The sequence below is a fragment of the Roseomonas sp. CECT 9278 genome (assembly GCF_918698155.1).
In the GTDB taxonomy this organism is placed as follows: Bacteria; Pseudomonadota; Alphaproteobacteria; order Acetobacterales; family Acetobacteraceae; genus Neoroseomonas.
On record NZ_CAKKLX010000005.1, the window covers coordinates 113,314 to 131,624 of the forward strand.

Below are 18,311 nucleotides of genomic sequence, written 5' to 3' on the forward strand. Positions count from 1 at the left end.
GCCGCAGCGTGGCTCTGCAGCCGCAACTTCAGCGACTATCGAGAACCTATCCAATCCAGATTCTGCTGGGGAGTGCGAAGATGTAGCGCTTTGCATTTTCTCTCGCGCACGACGTTACGCCGCCCGCCGTTGCGTCAGCCCGTAGTGCATCGCCAGCACGCCGAGCGCCGAGACCAGCACACCCTGACCCTGCGCGTGACCGATGGGACGCCCACACCAGCCCGAGCGTCGAGCCCATTCGGTGATCGAGCTCTCCAGCCCCACGACGTGCCACACGCAAGCCCCGGCGGGGCTGCCAGGGCCACCCAGCGCATCGATGGCGGCAGCCACCCGCTCGCGTGCCTGGAACTGCTGCTCGGTCGTCGTGTCGCCAGCGTGGCCACCAGGGATGCGGATCAGCGGCATGGCGCGCAGCGTATCGAGGGCAGCACAGCGGAACTGCTTGCGGAACATCTCGCCGGCATCGCGCATCTCGGACGTGATGGTGCCGTTGCCGAGCATCACGCCGAGCGTGTCCATGGCGTAGCGATGCGCCACGGGCGTGCCCGTCTCCGGATCCGCGGAGCGCACGGCCTCGCCGAAGCCGCCATGTTGCAGCCGCCACTTCGAGGGGCCGAGCGCCAGGTTCTGCTTCGGGGTCTTGGTCTTTCGCTTACCGGCCATGGGTCTTCTCCTGGTGCCGTGGGCCCCAGCGGCGCACGGCTTCGTTCTGGATTGCCTGGCGCAGCCAGGGATCGGTGATATCCGCGAGGTGCAGCGAGACGACGCCCTGCTGCTGCCAGACGCGGCGGCGCAGGGCTTCCATCTCGCGCGTGGTGGGGTCGCTGCGGGTGCCGCGGTCGAGGGACGAGCGGGGCGGCAAGGGGGAGCCGGGCAGCATCAGGCCTGGCCCTCCGCGCCCCGCCCGAAATGGGCCTTGGGTTTTGTCGTCCTCTGGCCTACATAGAGGCCGTGGAATTCGAGTGGGATGACGCCAAGAGCGACGCCTGCTTCGCCGAGCGCGGTTTCGACTTCGCCTATGCGGTGCAGGTGTTCCTCGACCCGGATCGGCTGGTCGAAGTCGACAACCGCTTCGATTACGGCGAGCCGCGCTATCGCGTGCTCGGCCAGATCGAGGGGCGGCTGTTCCTGGTGGTCTACACGCCGCGGGGTTACGCGTTCCGGATGATTTCGGCCCGCAAGGCCAACGCCAAGGAGGTGGCTCGCTATGGGCACAGTTCGCGTGACGCTTGACGCCGCCAAGCCGCTCAAGGGCCGGATTGACCCGCGGCGGGTCGATGCGACGACTGAGGCCGACATCCAGCGCCACACCGCCGAGGACGATGCCGCGTCGGCGCAGGGCGCGGCCGCATACACGCGGCGGGTGCGCCGGCGGACGGGGCTGACCCAGGCCGCCTTTGCCGCGCGGATCGGCGTGCCGTTGGACACCGTGCGGAACTGGGAGCAGGGCAAGCGCCTGCCGGCCGGCCCGGCCAAGGCGCTGCTGAAGATCCTGGATCGCGCACCGGAGGCTGCGCTGTCCGCCCTCGCCTGACCTGGCGCGGTCGTGTGCGGGCTGCCGCCTCGCGCGTGTGCGCGCGCACGACCCCTCGGGAGGAGGAGAAACTTCAATAATAATAATACTTCAATGGGTCTCTCTCCTGGCCCGAGGGCGCACGCGCATCTGCATTCGCCTGCGCGCGTGAAAGATTGAATTATTGAATTTCGCGCGGAGACCGGCCCTGCGCCTGGGGTTCCGAGCGCGAAATACCTCAGGCGAGTGAAATACTTCATGGCTCACCGTGGCGGACGAGCGCCGTCCCCGCGGGCGTGGTCGCGGTGTAGTAGGCAGTCGGCTTCGTGGTGCCGGGCTCGACGTCCATGACCACGAGGCCCGCCTCGATGAGCGAGGCGACGATTTCCTCGCGCTCGCGGCGCGACAGGAACTGCGAGCGCCTGGTGATGTCGCTGCGCGACTGGCGCCCGCCGTCGCGGATGATCGCGAGCAGCCGCTTGTGCTTCGCCTCCGTGTCGTTGTCGGAGACCCTGCGCTCCGCCTCCCGCAGCAACGTGGCGATGCAGTGCTCGACCAGATGGCTGGCCCAGGTCACGTCCTGCGGCAGGGTGACGGGCCGGGCGGGATCGCGGCTGATCGCCGCCAGCATGGCCAGCTTGGCGGTGTTCTCCGCGTAGCGGCCGAACAGTGCGGTGGCATAGGTGCCGCGGTGGGAGCGCAGCAGGGCGGTCGCCTCTCGCCGCACACTGCCCATGGCCGCATCGGCGTCCGCGGTCAGCGGCACGGTGTAGGCATGGATCGGCGCCGAGGATTCCATCGCGTCGGCGATGTTCCCGCCATGGCTGTGGCCCGGCACGCCACGGGCGATCCCCTGCAGGGCCGACACCAGCGCGGGCGGAGGCTCCATCGGCGCCGGCGTCTCGTTGCGTTCCGGGTAGTCGTCGTCGGTCTGGAACACCAGGAAGCGCGCAATGGAGCCGTCCGCCAGGGCGCCGCCTTCCAGAGCCGACCAGAACGGACCAGGCACGGTGACACCCCAGATGCAGGCGCAGGGCTGCTCGATGGTCACGCGAGGCCGCGCCTTCTGGTCGGCATACTCGGCGCCGATGTAGGGCTCGGCCGCCGAGGTGTAGAGCTTCGTGAGCTCCGACCAGATGGCCGATTTGTGCGCCGGCGCGCGGGGGCCCAGCACCAGCTTCAGGAACTGACCGAATTCGTCCACCTGAAACAGGCGGGCGGGATGGCGCTGCAGCGACGTCAGCAGGCCGGCGGACGAGGCGAGATCCTCACCACCGAGGTAGCGGTCGAGGCCCGCCGCATAGATCGCCCGCTTGGCGCAGCGCCGCGCATGGTCCTTGCCGCCACCGCTGTCGGCGATGCCGATGGCGTAGACATTGCTGCGCAGATCAGTCGGCGTGCGATACCGGCGGCCGGCGATGGCACCGACCAGGCAAATGGCCGCACCCAGCGAGAGGAAGGGCTGCGGGCTGACGGCGCTGGCGGTGGCGTAGTCCACGAACAGCCGCAGCGCGCCATCCACCTGCAACAGCTCGGGCGGCACGCGATAGGGCTTTGGCGGTGGTGCGGCAGAGGGGGACGCCGCTATCCTTGCCAGCATACCGGCAGCTGGATGCGGGCCAGCGGCGCGAGCGGCAGCGTCTCCGTTCAGCGTGACCTCGGGCGGCGGAATCCAGCCGCGATGAATGGCGAGGGTATAGATGCTGCCTGCGCCGATGCTGTGTGGCCGGAGGCCAGCCCAGCGACGCTCAGCGGTGTCGGCTTTGCCCGATTGGCCCGATTTGCCGCTCGACTTTGACCAGTCGAGCCAGAGCTCACGCCCTTCCTCACCAAGCGCAGCCTTGATCGCTGTGCCCATGGTGATCCACGAGGCGCCATCGAGATCATCGTTCGGGAGGTAGGCCAGCGCTGCCTTCACCGCCTCGAGGGTGCCGCGCGGATCGGATGGGCCGCGCCAGGCAGCGGCGTCAGACGGAAGATGCAGGGAGCGTGGGCGCAGCTCGGGCGGAATCAGCGCATAGGCCCGATCGAGCCAGGCCATGGCCGCTGCCTCGTCCAGCACGGGCAATTGGGCGAGCGGGGTGTCGAGCAGGCTGTCCTCCGGCCAGGCATAGGGCTGCCCGGTGTCGGGATGGACAGCATGCGCTACGAATTGCTGGCCGCGGGCCAGGACCTCCAGCGGCAGGCGCTTGCGACCAGCGAAGGGCGTGGCGGCGCGATAGACCAGCAGCCGCTTGGGTGCGCGGCCGATGCGCAGGCAGGGCGTGTCGCCCAGCATGGAGGTGGCGAGCTCGGCGAGCTGGATCGCGAGCGCGCCATCCAGGATGTCGATGTCGATGCCGACCACGGCGCCGGTGGCGATGCCGACGCCGCAGCCCGGCCAGCGGCGCCAGATGTCCACCTCGAAGGACTTCGTCGGGCGATCGCAGTGCCGGGTCCAGTCGGGATAGGGCGACCATTCCCCGCCGGAGAAGCGGCCCGGCACCTTGGTGCCAGGCATGATGGGAATGACGGCATAGCCGTTGTCGACCAGGCGCTCGCCGTAGTCGGCCATGAAGGCGGTGGCGTCGGTCATGTGCCGCCACGTTCCTGCGCGGCGATGGCTGCATCGCGAGCAGCATCGATGCGCAGGACCTCGGGATAGAGGGCGGCCATCTGTCGCGCCGCGCGCTCCAAGGCCCGGCGCGCCGCCTCGAGCTCGGCATGGATCATGCGCGCAGGGTCGGCCGCGGTCGGCGCAATCCGGATCTGCGGCGACGCGGTACATTGATCCGCTTCGCCAGATGCCTCTACGCGGTTCAGAAGGTAGCGCGCCGGGGACCACTTCCCGACGCTCTTCCGTCGCGCGAGGACGAAGCCGGCCGCGCGCACGCCATCAAGCATGCAGAGCTTGACCGCGATGAACTGGCGGCCGCGCGAATCTGGATCCACAGCAGCACGAACCGGCTCGGCAAGCGCAACAACCGTCACCGGCTGGCTGCCGTGCGCCTGCCACCACGCAGGATAGATCCGCGCCGCCTCAGCCAGCATGTCGATCGGGTTCATCGAACAGCGTTCACGGCGAGCGGCAGGCCCTGCACCTTCGCCACCGCGGTGTTGATGGCGATCTGCTGCTCGACCAGGCTGTCGACATAGGCGCCGCAGATCGCCTCGATGAAGCCGCGCCAGTCGACGTCCGACCAGATCGCCATGTCGGTGCGGCCGACCGCCTCGATGTACTGCCCGGCGATGTCGCCAGCCGCGCGCATGGCTGCGACCTCCTGCTCGTTAGGATCAACCATGCGGCGCTCCGGCCAGAGGCCGAGGCACACGGGGGAGCACGAGGGCGCGGTCCAATGGACACGCAGCGACCGCGCTGAGTGCCACCACAGCCAGTGCCAGGCATGGCGCGAGCAGGTTCGGCATTTCATTCACCCGCCTGCGGCTGCTCGGCCCTTTTCGCGGCGCGGCGCACGCGCCGCTTCTCGGCCAGTTCTTCTTTGTGTTCGGCGCGGTACCTGCGCACAGCTTCACGATGTTTCTCTGGATCCGCTTTCCTTCGCGCGGCCATAACGGCGGCCAGTTTTTCTCGATGTTCGGCGCGGTACCTGCGCGTCGCTTCACGATATTTCTCCGGATCCGCCTTCCTGCGCGCAGCTGCTGCGGCGGCCAGCTTTTCCCTGTTTTGCTCGCGGCCGAGCACCTCGTTCGCGAGCGCCTTGTCTGGATTTGCCGCTCGCCATCGACGCGTCGCTTCACGAGCCTTTTCAGGGTTGGCGGCCCACCATTTCCGGTACGCTTGCCGAGCACTTTCAGGGTCGGCAGCCCGCTTCTTTCGCGCCCATTCCCTTCCCTGCGCCCGCTTGCGTTCCCTCTTTTCGGCTGCCTTTTCGGCTTCTGTCATCGGTGCCGGGGCTTCCGGAGCCGGCGCAGGGACGCGCCTCCATGGTGCGGTCATCGTTCGAACCTCGCGCTGACGATCTCTGTGTATTGGCCAACTGACCGCACCTGGATGGCGCGGGGCTGGCGGAGGGCTTCGTGATGCTGCAGGGCCTCACCGACGGTCGAGGGCGCCGGCAGATGCGGCGCACGACTGCGCCACCAGGTCACGGCTTTCTCGCGCGGGAAGCCGGTGTGCTCGAAGCAGACCCATTCGCTGTGCCGCGCCAGGCCGCACTCGTATGTGACGCGCAGCGAGGCCGGCTTACCGGGCTTCTCGTGGAGCATGTATCGGACGGCGGTGACGTCGCACCACTTCGGCTGAACCTGCGTCGACAGCAGCGCGTTAGCGGCGGCCTGCGCCGACACCTGCAGCGGTGGCGGCGGGAATTCGTGATCGCAGCCGACGCAGCGCCGCGCACTGGCGTGGTTGATGGTCTGGCATTCTGGGCAAACCTTGATGGGCGCTTCGCCGTCGCCGGCAGGCTCCTTCTTCCGGCCATCGACGGTGTCGATCGGGCCGTGCCGTGCGGTGTTGCCGGCGAAGTCCAGCACCAGGCAGTCGTCCTTGCCCTCAGCCAGGCGCGTGCCGCGGCCGACCATCTGGACATAGAGGCCGACGCTCTTCGTGGGGCGCAGCAGCGCGATGAGATCGGTGCCCGGCGCGTCGAAGCCAGTGGTCAGTACGTTGGCGTTGGTGACGCAACGCAGCCTCCCCGCCTTGAAGGCCGCCAGGATGCCGTCCCGCTCCGGACCCGGCGTATCGCCCGTCACGGTCTCGGCGGAAATGCCATGCTCGCGGATGGCGTCACGGACGTGGCGCGCATGGGCCACGCCGGAGCAGAACACCAGCCAGGAGCCGCGGCCTTCGCCGTGCTGGACGATCTCGGCGACAGCGGCGCGCGTAACCTCGTCGCGGTCCACTGCCGCCTCGAGGTCCTTGGCGATGAATTCCCCGCCGCGGGTGCCGACGCCGCCGACGTCGAGTTGCGTCGAGGTCTGCTTGGGCACGACTGGGCACAGGTAACCCTGCTGGATCATCTCCAGCACCGGCACCTCATAGGCGATGTCCGTGAAGAGCCGATCCTTGCCCTCGTGCAGCAACCCGCTGTCCAGCCGATAGGGCGTGGCGGTGAAGCCCACCACCTTCAGCAGGCCAGCGTTGATCTCGTTCAGCTGGGCGAGGAAGGAGCGATACATGCCGCTGTCGCCGCGCCCGAGCAGGTGCGCCTCATCGATCAGCACCAGGTCGCAGCGCTGCACCTGATAGGCGTGACGGTGGATCGACTGGATGCCGGCGAACAGGATCTGCGCACGGATGTCGCGGCGGGACAGGCCCGCGGAATAGATGCCAGCTGGCGCCTCCGGCCAGGCACGGAGCATCGTCATGAAGTTCTGCTGGATCAGCTCCTTCACGTGCGTGAGGATCAGCACGCGGGTGTCGCCATAGGCGGCGATGGCCTCGCGCGTGAAGCCGGCGATGCACAGGCTCTTGCCCGTGCCTGTTGGCATCACGACCAGCGGATTGCCCGCGCTGGCCGAGAAGTAGTCATACAGCGCCTCGACGGCCGCGCGCTGATAGGGGCGGAGGGCCAGTGTCATGGCGCCGCCTCTGGCATCGGCTGATGGTCGCCAGACGCTCGGGACGGCACCCCGTCGCGCCATTCGCTGCCATCCGGCATGCGGTAGCTGACCCAATCCGCACCGGCATCGAGCTGCTCGCCCGGCACCAGGTCAGGGATGAAAAGATGCGCGGCGCAGCCCGCCTCCTGGTCCTGCCGCGTGAGGGGGTGCTCATGCCGCCCGCAATGCCAGGCACCACCGGCCACCGGTGTCGCGTGCAGGCAGGCGCGGCAGTGCCGCTCCAACGCCTGGCCCTCATGGCAGACCGCGTGATGGTCGCAGAACCTGCACTGCCACCAAGCCGGATCGTCGCTGATGCGCGCCGGCGGTCGGGCGGCGCGGATGATGCGCTCGGCCTTGGCCAGGATGCGCAGCGCGGCCTCAGCATCGTGGCGGATGCGCTCCTGGTAGAGCGCGTCGGTTTCCTTGCAGACCGCGAGATAGAAGGCGCGATCGATGCCGGCGAGCTGCATGTAGGCTTGCATCTGCGCCCAATGCAGCGGCTTGGAGGCCGCGACGCCCTCGGCCTGCAGCTTGGCGAAGGACTTCGCGCTGTGCGTCTTGAACTCGCAGACATGCCAGGTGTTTGGCGCCTCGGGAAAGCCGATGGCGACCGCGTCCATGCTGCCGCCGAAATGCCCGCCCGCATCGCGCAGCGTCCATTGCCGCCCGGTCTCGGGATCGACCTCGAGGACTGTGATGCCGATGCGGCGCAGATCCGCGACAAAGCGCGGCTCCGCCAGGTGCCCCGTCTGGAACAAGCGCAGGAGGCGGCCCGTGTGCTGGGCCCGCGTCGCCCAGCGGAAGCCATACCAGATGGCCCGCGTGCACTCGGTACCGATCAGCGAGGCGCCGAGATGCGCGCGATAGCCGGTCTCCCCATCCGCCTCATAGGCAGCGTAGATCGCGGCAACGGTCGGACTGGGCGGTGAAGGAAGGGGCGCCATGGTCTCATCCACAGAGGAGAAGGAGCGACGGGGGAGCCCCGCCGCGAATGCGTCAGCCGGTGCGGCGCCAGGGTGGCGGCGCCGCGCCGGGAGCCGGCTGGCGCGGCGCCGGGGGTGGCGCGGCCGCATACTGCTGCTGTGGGGGCGGCGCCGCCTGCTGGACTGGCGGCGGCGGGGCCACGCGCTGGGGCGCTGCCACGCCACCAGCGGGGCTGTAGCCCTTGACCTTGTTCTGCTTACGCCGCTCCTCGACCGGCAGGTGCGCATCGCGGCTGTCGGGCTCGACCACCAGCGTGACCAGCACCGGACGGAAGTGCAGCTGTTCGCTGTCGCTCACCTGAATCTGGCCGACGGCATGGCAGATGGCCGAGAGCTGCCGCTGCGCGATCTCGACCGTCTGCTGGTTGCGGTTCGCGAGGTTCAGCCGGTCCCAGATCTTACGCCCGCGATGGGGGCCATCCAGGACTTCAAGCTCCAGCCAGAGCAGCTGGCCGTCACCAGCCTTGGTTGGCTGCATCTCGCTTTGCACGATCTGCGCGACGTAGCGGCCGGGCGGCAGCAGCTCCATGGGGGCGGCGGGTTCGACGCCGCTCGCGTCGAAGGTTCCATTGAGCGAGGCCATGGCTTCAGTTCCTCTCGGGGGCGGGAGTGGCGGGGGTGTAGAAAGGGATGCCGGCGGCCAGCGTCGGCCAGTCCAGCGTCAGGCTCTCGGCCAGACCGAAGCGGTTCTTCGCCAGGAAGGCCGGGCGCTCGACGGTGTGCAGCAGCCGATCGCCGCCGCTGACGCCGCGCGTCACCTGCTTCTTGAAGCCGACGTCGGATTTCAGCGTGCTGATGCGATAGTTCGCGAAGAGCACGGCATCGACATGCTCCTGCACCAGCGCCGCGGCGCGCGATTGCAGCTTCGGCTGATACCGGTCGTAGGGTTCGGTCTCGGGGCTGTCGAAGCGCTTGATGTCGGCATGCGCGATCAGGATCACGCCCATGCCACGCTCGTCGCGCAGCAGGGTCATGCCATCCAGAATGTCGCGCCACACATCGAGAGCGGCGATGTAGCCCTTGCCAAAGCCGGGCTTCTCGATGTCCGGCCAGTTATTGTCGCGGCAGGTGCGCTTCCAAATCATCGGCTCCAGCCAGTCGAGGCTGTCGAGCACGACGGTCTGAAACCCGTGATCCTCCCGATACAGGACGTCGAGCGCGTCCTGCACATCCTCATAGCTGCGCAGCATGCCGAAGGTGTCGGCGCTGAGTTTGCCCAGGCCATCCTCCGTCTGCAGGAAGATCGGCCCCGGCGCATCGGCGGCGAGCTTGGTCTTGCCAACACCGGCCACCCCATAGACCAGGAGCCGCGGGGGAAACGCGTCGCCAGAGCGGCGCAGCGAGGCGAGCGAGATCGCCATCAGTTCGCCTCCGGCTTGGCGGCGCGCGGCTTGGCCTTGATGACATCGACCTTGATGTCGCCGCCGGCGCGGGCGACGGCTTCCGTGAAATCGTCGAGGGTGGCCTCGAAGGCCGTGACATCCTTCGCGCGGGCGATGGCGTCGCCGACGAGAGGAATGGCGACCTGGATGCGGAGTTCGTGCGCCATCACGCGGCGTCCTTCTGTTCGAGGGTGTAGGAGGGGCGGCCGGTGGCGACGGTGCGCGCCGGCTCGAAGACCGCACGGATGCGCGGCGGCCAGGCCGTGAAGCGGCTTTCCGGCACGCGGATTTCGGTGGTGACGTAGTCCGCAGGGTCCTCGCCCCACGCCACGATGGTGGCGACCGCCGCGGCCAGCTTCGGCTGGTCCCACGCCGCCTTCTTCGGGAGGTCTGCGACGACCTCGATGGCGTCATCCGTGATGCGGACACGGCCGGTGTCCTTGCCCTCGGCACGACGGGCCGCGGCGGCGGGGGCGCCGTACCGGGCGTGCAGCGCGTCGTGCAGCAGGTCGGCGAGGTGCTTGGCTTCGGCCTTCAGCGCCCCGACCTCTTCCAGCAGCAGCGCCAGATGATCGACGGGCAGGCGTGCGGCCTGCGCGGCGTCCATCTCGCGCAGCTGCGCCAGAGTGGTTCGGTTGGTCATCGTGGTCCCGTTCAACGAGGTGGCGCCCGGCTGGATGGGCGATGCAGGCGGCCGGGCAGGCGCGGGCATCGGCATGGCGGGCGCGCTCATCGGATGGTCGCCAGTTCGGCGAGCCAGAGCAGGCCGATGAAGCCGCCGGCCAGCAGCACGCCGCCGAGCAGCGCGCGCAGTGCCTCGCCGATCCGGTGCCAGGTCATGCGACGTTCCGCGCGACGGCGTCGGTGGGTGGCAGCGGTCCATGCTCGATCGCATTGCGGCGTTCGGTCCGTGCGGCATCGGTGTCCGCATCGGCGCGCGCGCTGCGGCCGACGATCTCCAGCCAGACATGCAGGGGCAGCACCACGAAGGGCGAGGTGCGGTCGCGCCAGAGGAACAGCGCGTCATTCCCGCCCAGCCAGCGTTCCAGCGTCCGGAAGCCGTCGCCGTCGCCGCGCGCCTTGACCTCGGCCTTCACGGGTTCGGCGCCGCGGACGTAGAGATCGACGTCCGCGCCATTGCCGCGATACCGGAGCGCGCCCGACAGCGGCACGCGCTCGGCGCGCAGCCCGCACTTCACGTGCAGGTCGACGATGGCCCGCTCGCGCCGCAGCCCCTTGTCGCGCGAGGGCTTACCCATGGAGGCGGGCCCTCCGCACCGCCGCCAGTTCGGCCAGCAGGCGCTCATCCACCGGGCGGCTGGTGACGCGCGCGGCCTGGGCGACGGCGGACCAATAGCGGGCGGGGATGCCGCGGCGCCGCCAGGCGCGGACGGTGACCGCCTCCACGTCCAGCACGACGGCGAGATCGTTGGCGCTCGGCCAGAGGTTGATGACCTCCGCGAAGCTAGCAGGCGGCGGGGTGGCGGGACGGCGCGCGGGGGCGGGCTGTTCCACCGGTTTCGGCTGGGGGGAGATCCGGGCGGGCATGGGGGTAGATACGCAATGTCGCGGCACGGAAACAAGACTGTTTGTATTTGCAGAAACCTGCTACACAATCGAGCCAGATGCGCTACATAATGAAGCGTATGGACACCTCAGCAGACCGACTCCGCCGATTCCGTGAGGAAAAGGGCATCGGGAGTGGCGCCGAACTGGCCCGCCTCGCCGGCGTGCCGGAGGCGACCTATCGCGCTTACGAGAGCGGGCGACGACCATTGACCGCGCGTGCCGCTCGCGAGCTCGCGGCACCGCTCGGGATCACCTGGCAGATGCTGCTGTTCGGGAAGGAGGCGTCCCCAACCGGGATCGCGATCAACACACCCGAGGAGGCAGCGGCGGCGCTTGGGCAGCGCGTGCGTCGCAAGCCCGTCGCAAAGGTTCCACAGACCTATTCCGGGCCGACCGCGGCAGAGATCATCTCCATGGGTGGTGACACCTGGGCGCTGCTACCGGTCTACGACGCCACCGCCTCGGCCGGCCCGGGCCAGCTGATCGACGGCGAAGCGGTCACCCACCGAATCGCGTTCCGGGAGGAGTGGATTCGGACGGTCACCACGGCGCCACTCGACCAGCTGGCCGTGATCAGTGTCGACGGCGATTCGATGGAGCCCACCTTGCGGACCGGAGACACGGTGCTGATCGATTTCCGACAGAACCAGCCCGGCGATAAGGACGGCATCTACGCGATCCGCACCGGCAATGGGCTGCAGGTGAAGCGTGTGCAGGTCGAGCTGGGCAAACGATTGATCACCGTGATCTCGGACAACCCGGCCTATGCCGCGCAGCCGCACATCAATCCGGACGATATCCATGTCATCGGGCGGGTGATCTGGCTGGGGCGCCAGGTCGGGGCCTAGATCAAAGAGTGTAGCGCTACACAATCGCACTCCCCAAAGCGCTGGCGATTCGTATTGTCACGAGATGCAGCGTTCCGGACCCGTCAATTCCCACCTCCCGCCGCACCTCCGCGAGGTCTGCAGCATCTTGGCCGCGGGGCTGGTGCGGCTGCGCAGCCGCGCTGCCGAGGAAGCTGCGCGCGAGGAGGCCAACGAGGGAGAGTGTTGCCTCCACTTCCCGGCACCCGAGCGCCTCCATGCAACCCGGACCAACCGGAGACCCGCATGACACGCGCCACCAAATCCAAAGCCGGCACCCCGCCGGCGCCGACCATCCCCGCCATCCCGCCGGCCGACGTGCTGGGCCGGCTCGCGGCCCTCAAGACCACCGCCACGCCAGACCTGAAGCAGCAATGGCGGGACCTCTTCGCCGCCGAGCCGCCGCCCTACAATCGGCGCTTCCTGGAAAGCCGGCTAGCTTACCGCATACAAGAGCTCGCCTATGGCGGCCTGAAGCCCGAGACGATCCAGCGCCTCGAGGCCCTGGGTGAACAGCTCGACGGCGGAAACCCCGTCCTCCGGCGCATCCGCGGCGACGACAAGCCGATCACCGGCACGCGGCTGATTCGTGAGTACCAGGGCGTCGAGCACTGCGTCACCGTGCTGCACGACGGCTACGAGTATCAGGGCCGGCCCTACCAGTCGCTCTCCTCCATCGCGCGCGCCATCACCGGCACGCGCTGGAATGGCTGGCTGTTCTTCGGCCTGAAGAACCGGAGGGGCACAGCATGAAGCGCAAACCCACCGCTGAGGCCACGATGCCGGCCACGGTCAGGAAAATCCGCGCCGCCGTATACACGCGCAAGTCGAGCGAGGAAGGGCTCGACATGGAGTTTAACTCGCTCGACGCGCAGCGCGAGGCATGTGAGGCATACATCGCCAGCCAGCGGTCGGAGGGCTGGGTGCTGGTGCCGGACCGCTATGATGATGGCGGCGTCTCTGGCGGCACACTGGAGCGGCCGGCATTGCGCCGCATGCTGGCGGATATCGAGCGCGGCCGCCTCGATGTTATCGTCTGCTATAAACTGGACAGGCTATCCCGCGCGCTGATGGACTTCGCCAAGCTGGTTGAAGTATTCGATGCGAATAATGTGACATTCGTTTCAATTACTCAATCTTTTAATACAACTACCAGCATGGGCCGGCTCACGCTGAATATATTGCTGAGCTTTGCACAGTTTGAGCGCGAATTAATTGGCGAGCGCATCCGCGACAAGGTTGCGGCGTCGCGGGCACGCGGGATCTGGATGGGCGGCTTCGTGCCCCTCGGCTACGACGCGCGGGACCGCAAGCTGCTGGTGAACGAGACCGAGGCGGCGCTGGTGCGGCGCATCTTCGAGGGCTTCGTCGAGACGGAATCCGGCACCAGGCTGGTGCAGGCGCTGCGCGCCGAGGGCGCCACCACGAAGCGCGGCCGCGCCTTCACCAAGAGCGACGTCTATCGGGTGCTGAGCAACCGCACCTATCTCGGCGAAGCGATGCACAAGGGGAAGTCGCACCCGGGCGAGCATGCCGCCATCGTGCCCCAGGCGATGTGGGACGCTGCCCACGCCCTGCTGACGATCAGCCCGCGGACCCGCGCCAACCGCACGCGCTGCCAGACGCCGTCTCTGCTGCGCGGGCTGATCTTCGGCAGCGACGGGCGTGCCATGTCGCCCACCCACGCGCGGGGGCGCCGTGGCCAGCAGTACCGCTACTATGTGAGCCAGTCCGTGCTGAAGGGCAGCGCCGCAGACGGGCCGGCCATCGCGCGCATTTCCGCCGCAGAGATCGAGGGCGTGGTCATCGCGCAGGTCCGCGGACTGCTGCGCCAGCCGGAGGTGGTGCTCGGGGCCTGGCGTGCAGCACGGGTGTCGGCGCCCGACATGACCGAGGACGAGGCCCGGCTGGCGCTGGAGCGGCTGGATCCCCTGTGGGAGGAACTCTTCCCCGCCGAGCAGGCGCGGATCATTCGCCTCCTGGTCGACCGAGTGGACATCGGGGTGGGCGGCGCCGACGTGCGGCTGAAGCTGGAGGGGCTGGCGAGCTTGGCGCGGGACCTTGCCGCGCCGTCGGCCGAACCACCGAGGGCTGCGGCATGACCGGCGCCGCGCAGATGCTGACCGTCCGGGTGCCGCTGGCGGTCCGGAAGCAGCGGGGCGGGCGGAAGCTGATGATCGCGCCGAGCAGCCCGGCGAACCGGGGCTTCTCGGCCGCGGACACCACGTTGGTCAAGGCGCTGGCCCGGGCGTTCCGGTGGCGGCGGATGCTGGAGAGCGGACGCTTCGGCACGATCGACGAGCTAGCTGCCGCCGAGAAGATCAACTCGTCCTATGTCTCGCGCCTGCTGCGGCTCACGCTGCTGGCGCCGGACATCGTCGAGGCGATCATGAACGGGCGGCTACAGGCAGGCGTCGAACTTACCTGTCTGATGGGCCCGCTACCAACTAGCTGGGAGACGCAGCAGCTCAGGCTTCGAGAGTGCGGCCCATGACGCCGGCATTCTTGAATTGCTCCGCGGCCGCCGCGCCTCCCTGGCAAAGCAGTGACCCGAGCCGCCAGCGGATCGCCCGGGCTCGCCCGTTGGGGGAGCGTTCGGTCTCTGGCCCAACCTGTCAGCGCCAAACGAAGGAAATTTTGCTGGGGGGACCTGACGACTCTTTCGTGGCTGGATCGGGCATGGTACCCGTTTTCCCACAGAGATTGGTGTCCGCACCCGATCTTTCGGACGGGAATGGGATGAAGCTGGTTTCGACGCGCGAGGCGACGCGGCTTACAGGCCTCTCGACGGATCGGCTCCGCGAGTGGACGAGCCGACGTGCGATCATTCCCGCCGACGTCAGACCTAAGGGTCACGGCTCTCCTGCTCAGTTCACCTGGCAGACAATCCTCGTGATCCGCCTCGCCGCTGCGTTGCGCGCTCGGTTCCGTGTGGAGCTACACGCGCACCGCCCGCTTTTCGCGAGCCTGCGACGTGGCTTCCACGGCGTTTCCTTCATCGCCTTGTGGGATAAGCGACTGGCAATCCACAGTAGCAGCCGCTGGCTTCTCCTCGACGCGTCGAGCGTCCCCCCCGAGCCGCAGGACGCCATCGTGCTTTGCCTGGCTCCGCACCTGGAGATTCTTTCGACCGGCTTTGCACTCCCTCTCCCGTCTGTTGCAGACGGCCAACTCGATCTGTTCCCGGCACACGGGCTGCCTGCAAATTCGCCTGTCCCGCGGGCCGTGCCAGCGGTCCCGACCAGTCCCGCCGTCGCGCCGGGAAGGCGCCAGGCGACAGCATGACGAGCGCCTCCTTCCGACAGGCTCTCGGCGCGACGGGCTACCTGACGTCAAGTGGCAGGGCCGCGCCCGGGCTAACTCAAGCGGGGGACGCTGATGGCACCGCGCTTCGGTCCCTGTTCGTTGACGAGCGCGTCGGACTGAAGGCCGACGCGCTATTCCGCGCCCAGCGGACGCCGACGACGATATTCAAGGACGCGGGCTCGGAGACTCCGACCGAAGACCAGCTCCGGCGATGGCATGAAGCAGCCTGGAATATCGGCGTCGCTCCGCTGCTCTGGGTCGTGACGCCGACGGAGGTGAGACTTTACGACTGCTACGCCTCACCGCATCCCGCCGCCAGCGATACGGCCGCGGGAGCGCCCATCGGCCGCTTCGTGCTCGGCTCCGAGGATCGCATGCGGGCACTTGACGCTGCGTGCGGGCGCCTCGCCACCGAGACCGGCGCCTTCTGGCGGAGCGAGGTAGGCGCACGCATCGACCGCCGCCATCGCGTGGACCGGGAACTTCTGGCCGAGATCAAGGCGCTTGAAGAGGCACTTGTGGCCGCGTCGACGGACAGTTCGAACAGGTCATTGCGTCCGCAGGCAGTCCAGGCCGACCGCAACTTCGCCCAGCGCCTCATCGGACGGTGCATCTTCACCTGGTATCTGCTCGACAGAGAGATTGCGCAGCGGTTCCTTCCGCCGGCACTTCCACCGGACCTTGGGGAGATGTTCGCATCGCCCGACCGAGCGTTCGCCCTCTTCGACTGGCTGCGCGCGACCTTCAACGGCGACCTCTTCCCGATGGACGATCCAGGCGCCGAACGCCAGCAGCTTGCAGAGGCGCACCTTTCGCTAATGCGCGAGTTCGTCGCAGGTCGCAGCCTCGTTCCGGAACGGCGGGGCCAGGGGCGGCTCTTCCATTTCAGGTTCGACGCCATTCCGGTCGATCTGATCAGCTCGATATACCAGCAGTTTGCGCGTTCTGGTGCGGCCGAGGAGGCGGCGTCTCAGGGCTTGCATTACACTCCGGTGGAATTGGTGCATCTCACTCTCGACCCAGTCTTTGAGGGGCTGCCGTCGACCGCGCGTGTCATCGATCCAACCTGCGGCTCTGGCGCCTTTCTGGTTGAGGCTTTCCGCCGTCTCGTATGGCGCGCGACCGGTGGCAAGCCGGCGACGCGGCAACTCGTGCGGCGCGTCCTGTACACCCAGCTCTTCGGCATCGACATCAATCGGTCCGCGCTCGGCATTGCTGCATTCAGCCTTTACCTAGCGGCGCTCGAACTTGATGACGAGCCGGTTGAGGACGTCCGAGACCTGAGGTTTGACCGGCTCATCGAGACCACGCTCTTCGAAGCGGACGCCATCTCTGACGAACTTCCGACCGCTGTGTCCGCCGAACGCTTCGACGCCGTCGTCGGCAACCCGCCGTGGACGTTCGTGAGCCGCGAGGGTGGCTCCCGTAGGCGCATGACGGCCCAGCAGGACACACTCCGCCCGCGCCGCAGCCCTGATTGGCTGTTCCTTGCTGCCGCCGCTCGCCTTGCCGGTGACACCGGGCGGATTGGGATGGTGATGAAGGCCACCCCCTTCTTCTCAAAGGACAATCACGCCGTCGAGGCGAGGTCGGCGCTCCTCTCTAGGCTTGCTCCCGCCGCGCTGATCAATCTCTCGCTTCTGCGTAAGGAGGAGCTGTTCCCGGACGCCACTGGCCCAGCTCTTCTCTTCTTCGCCCGCTGCACGCTTGGACCCGCGGGCGACCGACTGCTCGTCGGTTCGATGCCCTGGACGCCGGACTTCCGACGCACGGGCGTCTTCCACCTTAGCCCCGGTGAGATCAGGGCCCTGCCGCTGAAGCGGGTCTTGAGGACGCCTTCAATCCTTAAAGCGGTGGCATTCGGGACTGTGCGCGACGGCTGGCTCATCGAGCGCCTGGAACATGAATTCCCGACTCTCGATGACCTCTTGCTCGATCTCGGCATCAGACCCCGCATCCACCGCGGCCAGGGATTCAAAGTCCGTGGCGCGGGTCAGACCACGACGCCCGCCAGCTACTTTGATCTCCAGGTAGTAACGCCTGACGCATTTACGCCGTTCCGCATTGAGCAGTCGAAGCTGGGACGGTTCACCCACGAAACGCTGCACCGCATCCGCGGCCCATTAATCTTCCGTGGGCCGCTACTGATTTGCCCGAAGGTTGGCTCCGAGGCCGGCGCCGAGAAGGGGCGCTACAGTGCAGCCGTTAGCTCTAGCGATGTGCTCTATAACCAAAGCTTCTTCGGCATCTCGTTCGCCGAGGCAGAGCACCGCAACGCTAAGGTGCTAAGCGGTGTCTTAAACGCAAGTCTGACCGCCTTCCAGTTCGCGTTCGGCGGGCCAACATGGGGGCTTGAGCGTCCGACCGTTGAGCCGCACGATCTTCTATCGCTTCGCGTGCCAGCATTGGCAGAGTGCGACGATGATGTGCTCGACGCCGTCGTGCGAGCCGAGGCGAATGTCTCCACAAATCCTCACGACGCAGGCCTCCTGCTGGCGCTAGACGAAGCCGTCTTTGACCTATACGGGCTGGAGCCCGATGAGCGCGTACTGGCTGGTGAGGCCGTTGCTCGCGCCCATCCGCTGGTGTTCGAGAATCGCGGCGTGCGGAGCACTCTGGTGGCTGCGCCTGCTACGAATGACGTCCGTGGCTATGCCGCGCAGGTCGCCCGAACTGTTGACGCTCACCTGCGCGCCCGCGGTCAGCGCCACCTAGAAGCGTTCACGTACTCCCGTTCAGAAGGTTCGGGGAGTAACCTCGGTGTGCCAGGGATCACCACAGTCCGGTTCGTGATGTCCGCGGGCGCGCCCGGTGATCTACCGGTGGTCCGTGAGGGAGACCCGAGCGATCTGGATGCGCTTGCCGGCCTGCTGCGAGGCCGGCTCGAGGCGGATATGCCGCCATACCTCAACGAGCGCCGCCAACTCCGCCTCTACGGCGCCGAAGACCTCTTCGTGCTGAAGCCAACGGAAGCCCGGTATTGGACCCGCACCGCCGGCCTCAACGACGCGGACGTGATCCTAGCCGATCACTGGCTTCGGAGGCGGGATGCTGCTGTCGCCTGATCGACCAGCCGGGCGCCCGCCGTTCTCGCTATACGATGACGAGGTGGCGACGGTAGTGGACTTGGTCTGTCGGGGCGCCGCGG

General features: G+C 67.9%; 21 protein-coding genes. 7 read left to right on the forward strand and 14 right to left on the reverse strand.

Features of this window, described 5'->3' with window-relative positions; translation table 11 throughout:
- Positions 1–114 precede the first annotated feature (114 nt).
- Together LQ222_RS05150 and LQ222_RS05155 are read right to left on the reverse strand one after the other, a co-directional pair.
- The gene (locus LQ222_RS05150; RefSeq protein WP_230164930.1) at positions 115–663 is read right to left on the reverse strand and encodes a DUF6456 domain-containing protein; all 549 of its coding nucleotides are present in this window, start codon (positions 661–663) and stop codon (positions 115–117) included.
- Entirely contained in the window at positions 653–880 is a 228-nt protein-coding gene (locus tag LQ222_RS05155; protein WP_230164931.1) for a hypothetical protein, read from the reverse strand. Before LQ222_RS05155 ends, LQ222_RS05150 begins: the two co-directional genes overlap by 11 nt.
- A 71-nt stretch (positions 881–951) precedes the next feature.
- Here LQ222_RS05155 and LQ222_RS05160 point away from each other — a divergent pair, with 71 nt between their 5' ends.
- Both LQ222_RS05160 and LQ222_RS05165 read left to right on the forward strand, forming a co-directional pair.
- The gene (locus LQ222_RS05160; protein WP_230164932.1) at positions 952–1,233 is read left to right on the forward strand and encodes a BrnT family toxin; all 282 of its coding nucleotides are present in this window, start codon (positions 952–954) and stop codon (positions 1,231–1,233) included.
- Positions 1,223–1,534, forward strand: coding sequence for a DNA-binding transcriptional regulator (locus LQ222_RS05165; RefSeq protein WP_230164933.1), 312 nt, complete (start codon positions 1,223–1,225; stop codon positions 1,532–1,534). The genes LQ222_RS05160 and LQ222_RS05165 overlap by 11 nt, the downstream gene beginning before the upstream one ends.
- A 235-nt stretch (positions 1,535–1,769) precedes the next feature.
- Here LQ222_RS05165 and LQ222_RS05170 read toward each other — a convergent pair whose 3' ends face one another.
- From LQ222_RS05170 to LQ222_RS05225, 12 genes are all read right to left on the reverse strand, one after another.
- Positions 1,770–4,088 carry a bifunctional DNA primase/polymerase gene (locus LQ222_RS05170; RefSeq protein ID WP_230164934.1) on the reverse strand — a complete coding sequence of 773 codons (2,319 nt, stop codon included), beginning with the start codon at positions 4,086–4,088 and terminating at the stop codon, positions 1,770–1,772.
- Complete coding sequence (locus tag LQ222_RS05175) at positions 4,085–4,558, reverse strand: hypothetical protein (RefSeq protein ID WP_230164935.1); 474 nt, start codon at positions 4,556–4,558, stop codon at positions 4,085–4,087. The genes LQ222_RS05170 and LQ222_RS05175 overlap by 4 nt, the downstream gene beginning before the upstream one ends.
- The gene (locus LQ222_RS05180) at positions 4,555–4,794 is read right to left on the reverse strand and encodes a DUF6511 domain-containing protein (RefSeq protein ID WP_230164937.1); all 240 of its coding nucleotides are present in this window, start codon (positions 4,792–4,794) and stop codon (positions 4,555–4,557) included. Before LQ222_RS05180 ends, LQ222_RS05175 begins: the two co-directional genes overlap by 4 nt.
- A gap of 125 nt (positions 4,795–4,919) precedes the next feature.
- The gene (locus LQ222_RS05185; RefSeq protein WP_230164939.1) at positions 4,920–5,396 is read right to left on the reverse strand and encodes a hypothetical protein; all 477 of its coding nucleotides are present in this window, start codon (positions 5,394–5,396) and stop codon (positions 4,920–4,922) included.
- A gap of 50 nt (positions 5,397–5,446) precedes the next feature.
- On the reverse strand, positions 5,447–7,033 hold the full coding sequence (locus LQ222_RS05190) for a DEAD/DEAH box helicase (RefSeq protein ID WP_230164941.1): 1,587 nt from the start codon (positions 7,031–7,033) through the stop codon (positions 5,447–5,449).
- Entirely contained in the window at positions 7,030–8,130 is a 1,101-nt protein-coding gene (locus tag LQ222_RS05195; RefSeq protein WP_230164943.1) for a PD-(D/E)XK nuclease family protein, read from the reverse strand. The genes LQ222_RS05190 and LQ222_RS05195 overlap by 4 nt, the downstream gene beginning before the upstream one ends.
- The gene (locus LQ222_RS05200; RefSeq protein ID WP_230164944.1) at positions 8,054–8,623 is read right to left on the reverse strand and encodes a DUF669 domain-containing protein; all 570 of its coding nucleotides are present in this window, start codon (positions 8,621–8,623) and stop codon (positions 8,054–8,056) included. The genes LQ222_RS05195 and LQ222_RS05200 overlap by 77 nt, the downstream gene beginning before the upstream one ends.
- A 4-nt stretch (positions 8,624–8,627) precedes the next feature.
- The gene (locus LQ222_RS05205; RefSeq protein ID WP_230164945.1) at positions 8,628–9,401 is read right to left on the reverse strand and encodes an ATP-binding protein; all 774 of its coding nucleotides are present in this window, start codon (positions 9,399–9,401) and stop codon (positions 8,628–8,630) included.
- Entirely contained in the window at positions 9,401–9,589 is a 189-nt protein-coding gene (locus LQ222_RS05210) for a hypothetical protein (protein ID WP_230164946.1), read from the reverse strand. Before LQ222_RS05210 ends, LQ222_RS05205 begins: the two co-directional genes overlap by 1 nt.
- The gene (locus tag LQ222_RS05215) at positions 9,589–10,065 is read right to left on the reverse strand and encodes a hypothetical protein (RefSeq protein ID WP_230164947.1); all 477 of its coding nucleotides are present in this window, start codon (positions 10,063–10,065) and stop codon (positions 9,589–9,591) included. Before LQ222_RS05215 ends, LQ222_RS05210 begins: the two co-directional genes overlap by 1 nt.
- A 193-nt stretch (positions 10,066–10,258) precedes the next feature.
- Positions 10,259–10,681: a hypothetical protein gene (locus LQ222_RS05220; RefSeq protein ID WP_230164948.1), complete on the reverse strand. Its 423-nt coding sequence runs from the start codon at positions 10,679–10,681 to the stop codon at positions 10,259–10,261.
- Positions 10,674–10,970: a hypothetical protein gene (locus LQ222_RS05225; RefSeq protein ID WP_230164949.1), complete on the reverse strand. Its 297-nt coding sequence runs from the start codon at positions 10,968–10,970 to the stop codon at positions 10,674–10,676. Before LQ222_RS05225 ends, LQ222_RS05220 begins: the two co-directional genes overlap by 8 nt.
- An 89-nt stretch (positions 10,971–11,059) precedes the next feature.
- On the opposite strand from LQ222_RS05225, the gene LQ222_RS05230 reads away from it, so the two are divergent.
- The 5 genes from LQ222_RS05230 to LQ222_RS05250 all read left to right on the forward strand — a co-directional run bounded on the left by LQ222_RS05230 (position 11,060) and on the right by LQ222_RS05250 (position 18,228).
- On the forward strand, positions 11,060–11,839 hold the full coding sequence (locus LQ222_RS05230) for an XRE family transcriptional regulator (protein WP_230164950.1): 780 nt from the start codon (positions 11,060–11,062) through the stop codon (positions 11,837–11,839).
- Between the two features lie 264 nt (positions 11,840–12,103).
- On the forward strand, positions 12,104–12,610 hold the full coding sequence (locus LQ222_RS05235; protein WP_230164952.1) for a DUF2924 domain-containing protein: 507 nt from the start codon (positions 12,104–12,106) through the stop codon (positions 12,608–12,610).
- Positions 12,607–13,959, forward strand: coding sequence for a recombinase family protein (locus LQ222_RS05240; RefSeq protein WP_230164953.1), 1,353 nt, complete (start codon positions 12,607–12,609; stop codon positions 13,957–13,959). The genes LQ222_RS05235 and LQ222_RS05240 overlap by 4 nt, the downstream gene beginning before the upstream one ends.
- Positions 13,956–14,351, forward strand: coding sequence for a hypothetical protein (locus LQ222_RS05245; RefSeq protein WP_230164954.1), 396 nt, complete (start codon positions 13,956–13,958; stop codon positions 14,349–14,351). Before LQ222_RS05240 ends, LQ222_RS05245 begins: the two co-directional genes overlap by 4 nt.
- Positions 14,352–15,138: 787 nt before the next feature.
- A complete protein-coding gene (locus LQ222_RS05250; protein ID WP_230164955.1) occupies positions 15,139–18,228 on the forward strand; it encodes a class I SAM-dependent DNA methyltransferase in 3,090 nt (1,029 codons plus the stop codon).
- Positions 18,229–18,311: the final 83 nt, after the last annotated feature.

What these genes read in the sequence shown, in the direction of transcription:
- LQ222_RS05180 (WP_230164937.1), bottom strand. Translation starts at nt 4,794, where the DNA reads ATGGTTGATCCTAACGAGCAGGAGGTCGCAGCCATGCGCGCGGCTGGC.
- LQ222_RS05175 (WP_230164935.1), bottom strand. Translation starts at nt 4,558, where the DNA reads ATGAACCCGATCGACATGCTGGCTGAGGCGGCGCGGATCTATCCTGCG.
- LQ222_RS05245 (WP_230164954.1), top strand. Translation starts at nt 13,956, where the DNA reads ATGACCGGCGCCGCGCAGATGCTGACCGTCCGGGTGCCGCTGGCGGTC.
- LQ222_RS05205 (WP_230164945.1), bottom strand. Translation starts at nt 9,401, where the DNA reads ATGGCGATCTCGCTCGCCTCGCTGCGCCGCTCTGGCGACGCGTTTCCC.
- LQ222_RS05190 (WP_230164941.1), bottom strand. Translation starts at nt 7,033, where the DNA reads ATGACACTGGCCCTCCGCCCCTATCAGCGCGCGGCCGTCGAGGCGCTG.
- LQ222_RS05150 (WP_230164930.1), bottom strand. Translation starts at nt 663, where the DNA reads ATGGCCGGTAAGCGAAAGACCAAGACCCCGAAGCAGAACCTGGCGCTC.
- LQ222_RS05195 (WP_230164943.1), bottom strand. Translation starts at nt 8,130, where the DNA reads ATGCGGCCGCGCCACCCCCGGCGCCGCGCCAGCCGGCTCCCGGCGCGG.
- LQ222_RS05230 (WP_230164950.1), top strand. Translation starts at nt 11,060, where the DNA reads ATGAAGCGTATGGACACCTCAGCAGACCGACTCCGCCGATTCCGTGAG.
- LQ222_RS05155 (WP_230164931.1), bottom strand. Translation starts at nt 880, where the DNA reads ATGCTGCCCGGCTCCCCCTTGCCGCCCCGCTCGTCCCTCGACCGCGGC.
- LQ222_RS05225 (WP_230164949.1), bottom strand. Translation starts at nt 10,970, where the DNA reads ATGCCCGCCCGGATCTCCCCCCAGCCGAAACCGGTGGAACAGCCCGCC.
- LQ222_RS05250 (WP_230164955.1), top strand. Translation starts at nt 15,139, where the DNA reads ATGACGAGCGCCTCCTTCCGACAGGCTCTCGGCGCGACGGGCTACCTG.
- LQ222_RS05170 (WP_230164934.1), bottom strand. Translation starts at nt 4,088, where the DNA reads ATGACCGACGCCACCGCCTTCATGGCCGACTACGGCGAGCGCCTGGTC.
- LQ222_RS05200 (WP_230164944.1), bottom strand. Translation starts at nt 8,623, where the DNA reads ATGGCCTCGCTCAATGGAACCTTCGACGCGAGCGGCGTCGAACCCGCC.
- LQ222_RS05215 (WP_230164947.1), bottom strand. Translation starts at nt 10,065, where the DNA reads ATGACCAACCGAACCACTCTGGCGCAGCTGCGCGAGATGGACGCCGCG.
- LQ222_RS05235 (WP_230164952.1), top strand. Translation starts at nt 12,104, where the DNA reads ATGACACGCGCCACCAAATCCAAAGCCGGCACCCCGCCGGCGCCGACC.
- LQ222_RS05210 (WP_230164946.1), bottom strand. Translation starts at nt 9,589, where the DNA reads ATGGCGCACGAACTCCGCATCCAGGTCGCCATTCCTCTCGTCGGCGAC.
- LQ222_RS05220 (WP_230164948.1), bottom strand. Translation starts at nt 10,681, where the DNA reads ATGGGTAAGCCCTCGCGCGACAAGGGGCTGCGGCGCGAGCGGGCCATC.
- LQ222_RS05240 (WP_230164953.1), top strand. Translation starts at nt 12,607, where the DNA reads ATGAAGCGCAAACCCACCGCTGAGGCCACGATGCCGGCCACGGTCAGG.
- LQ222_RS05185 (WP_230164939.1), bottom strand. Translation starts at nt 5,396, where the DNA reads ATGACAGAAGCCGAAAAGGCAGCCGAAAAGAGGGAACGCAAGCGGGCG.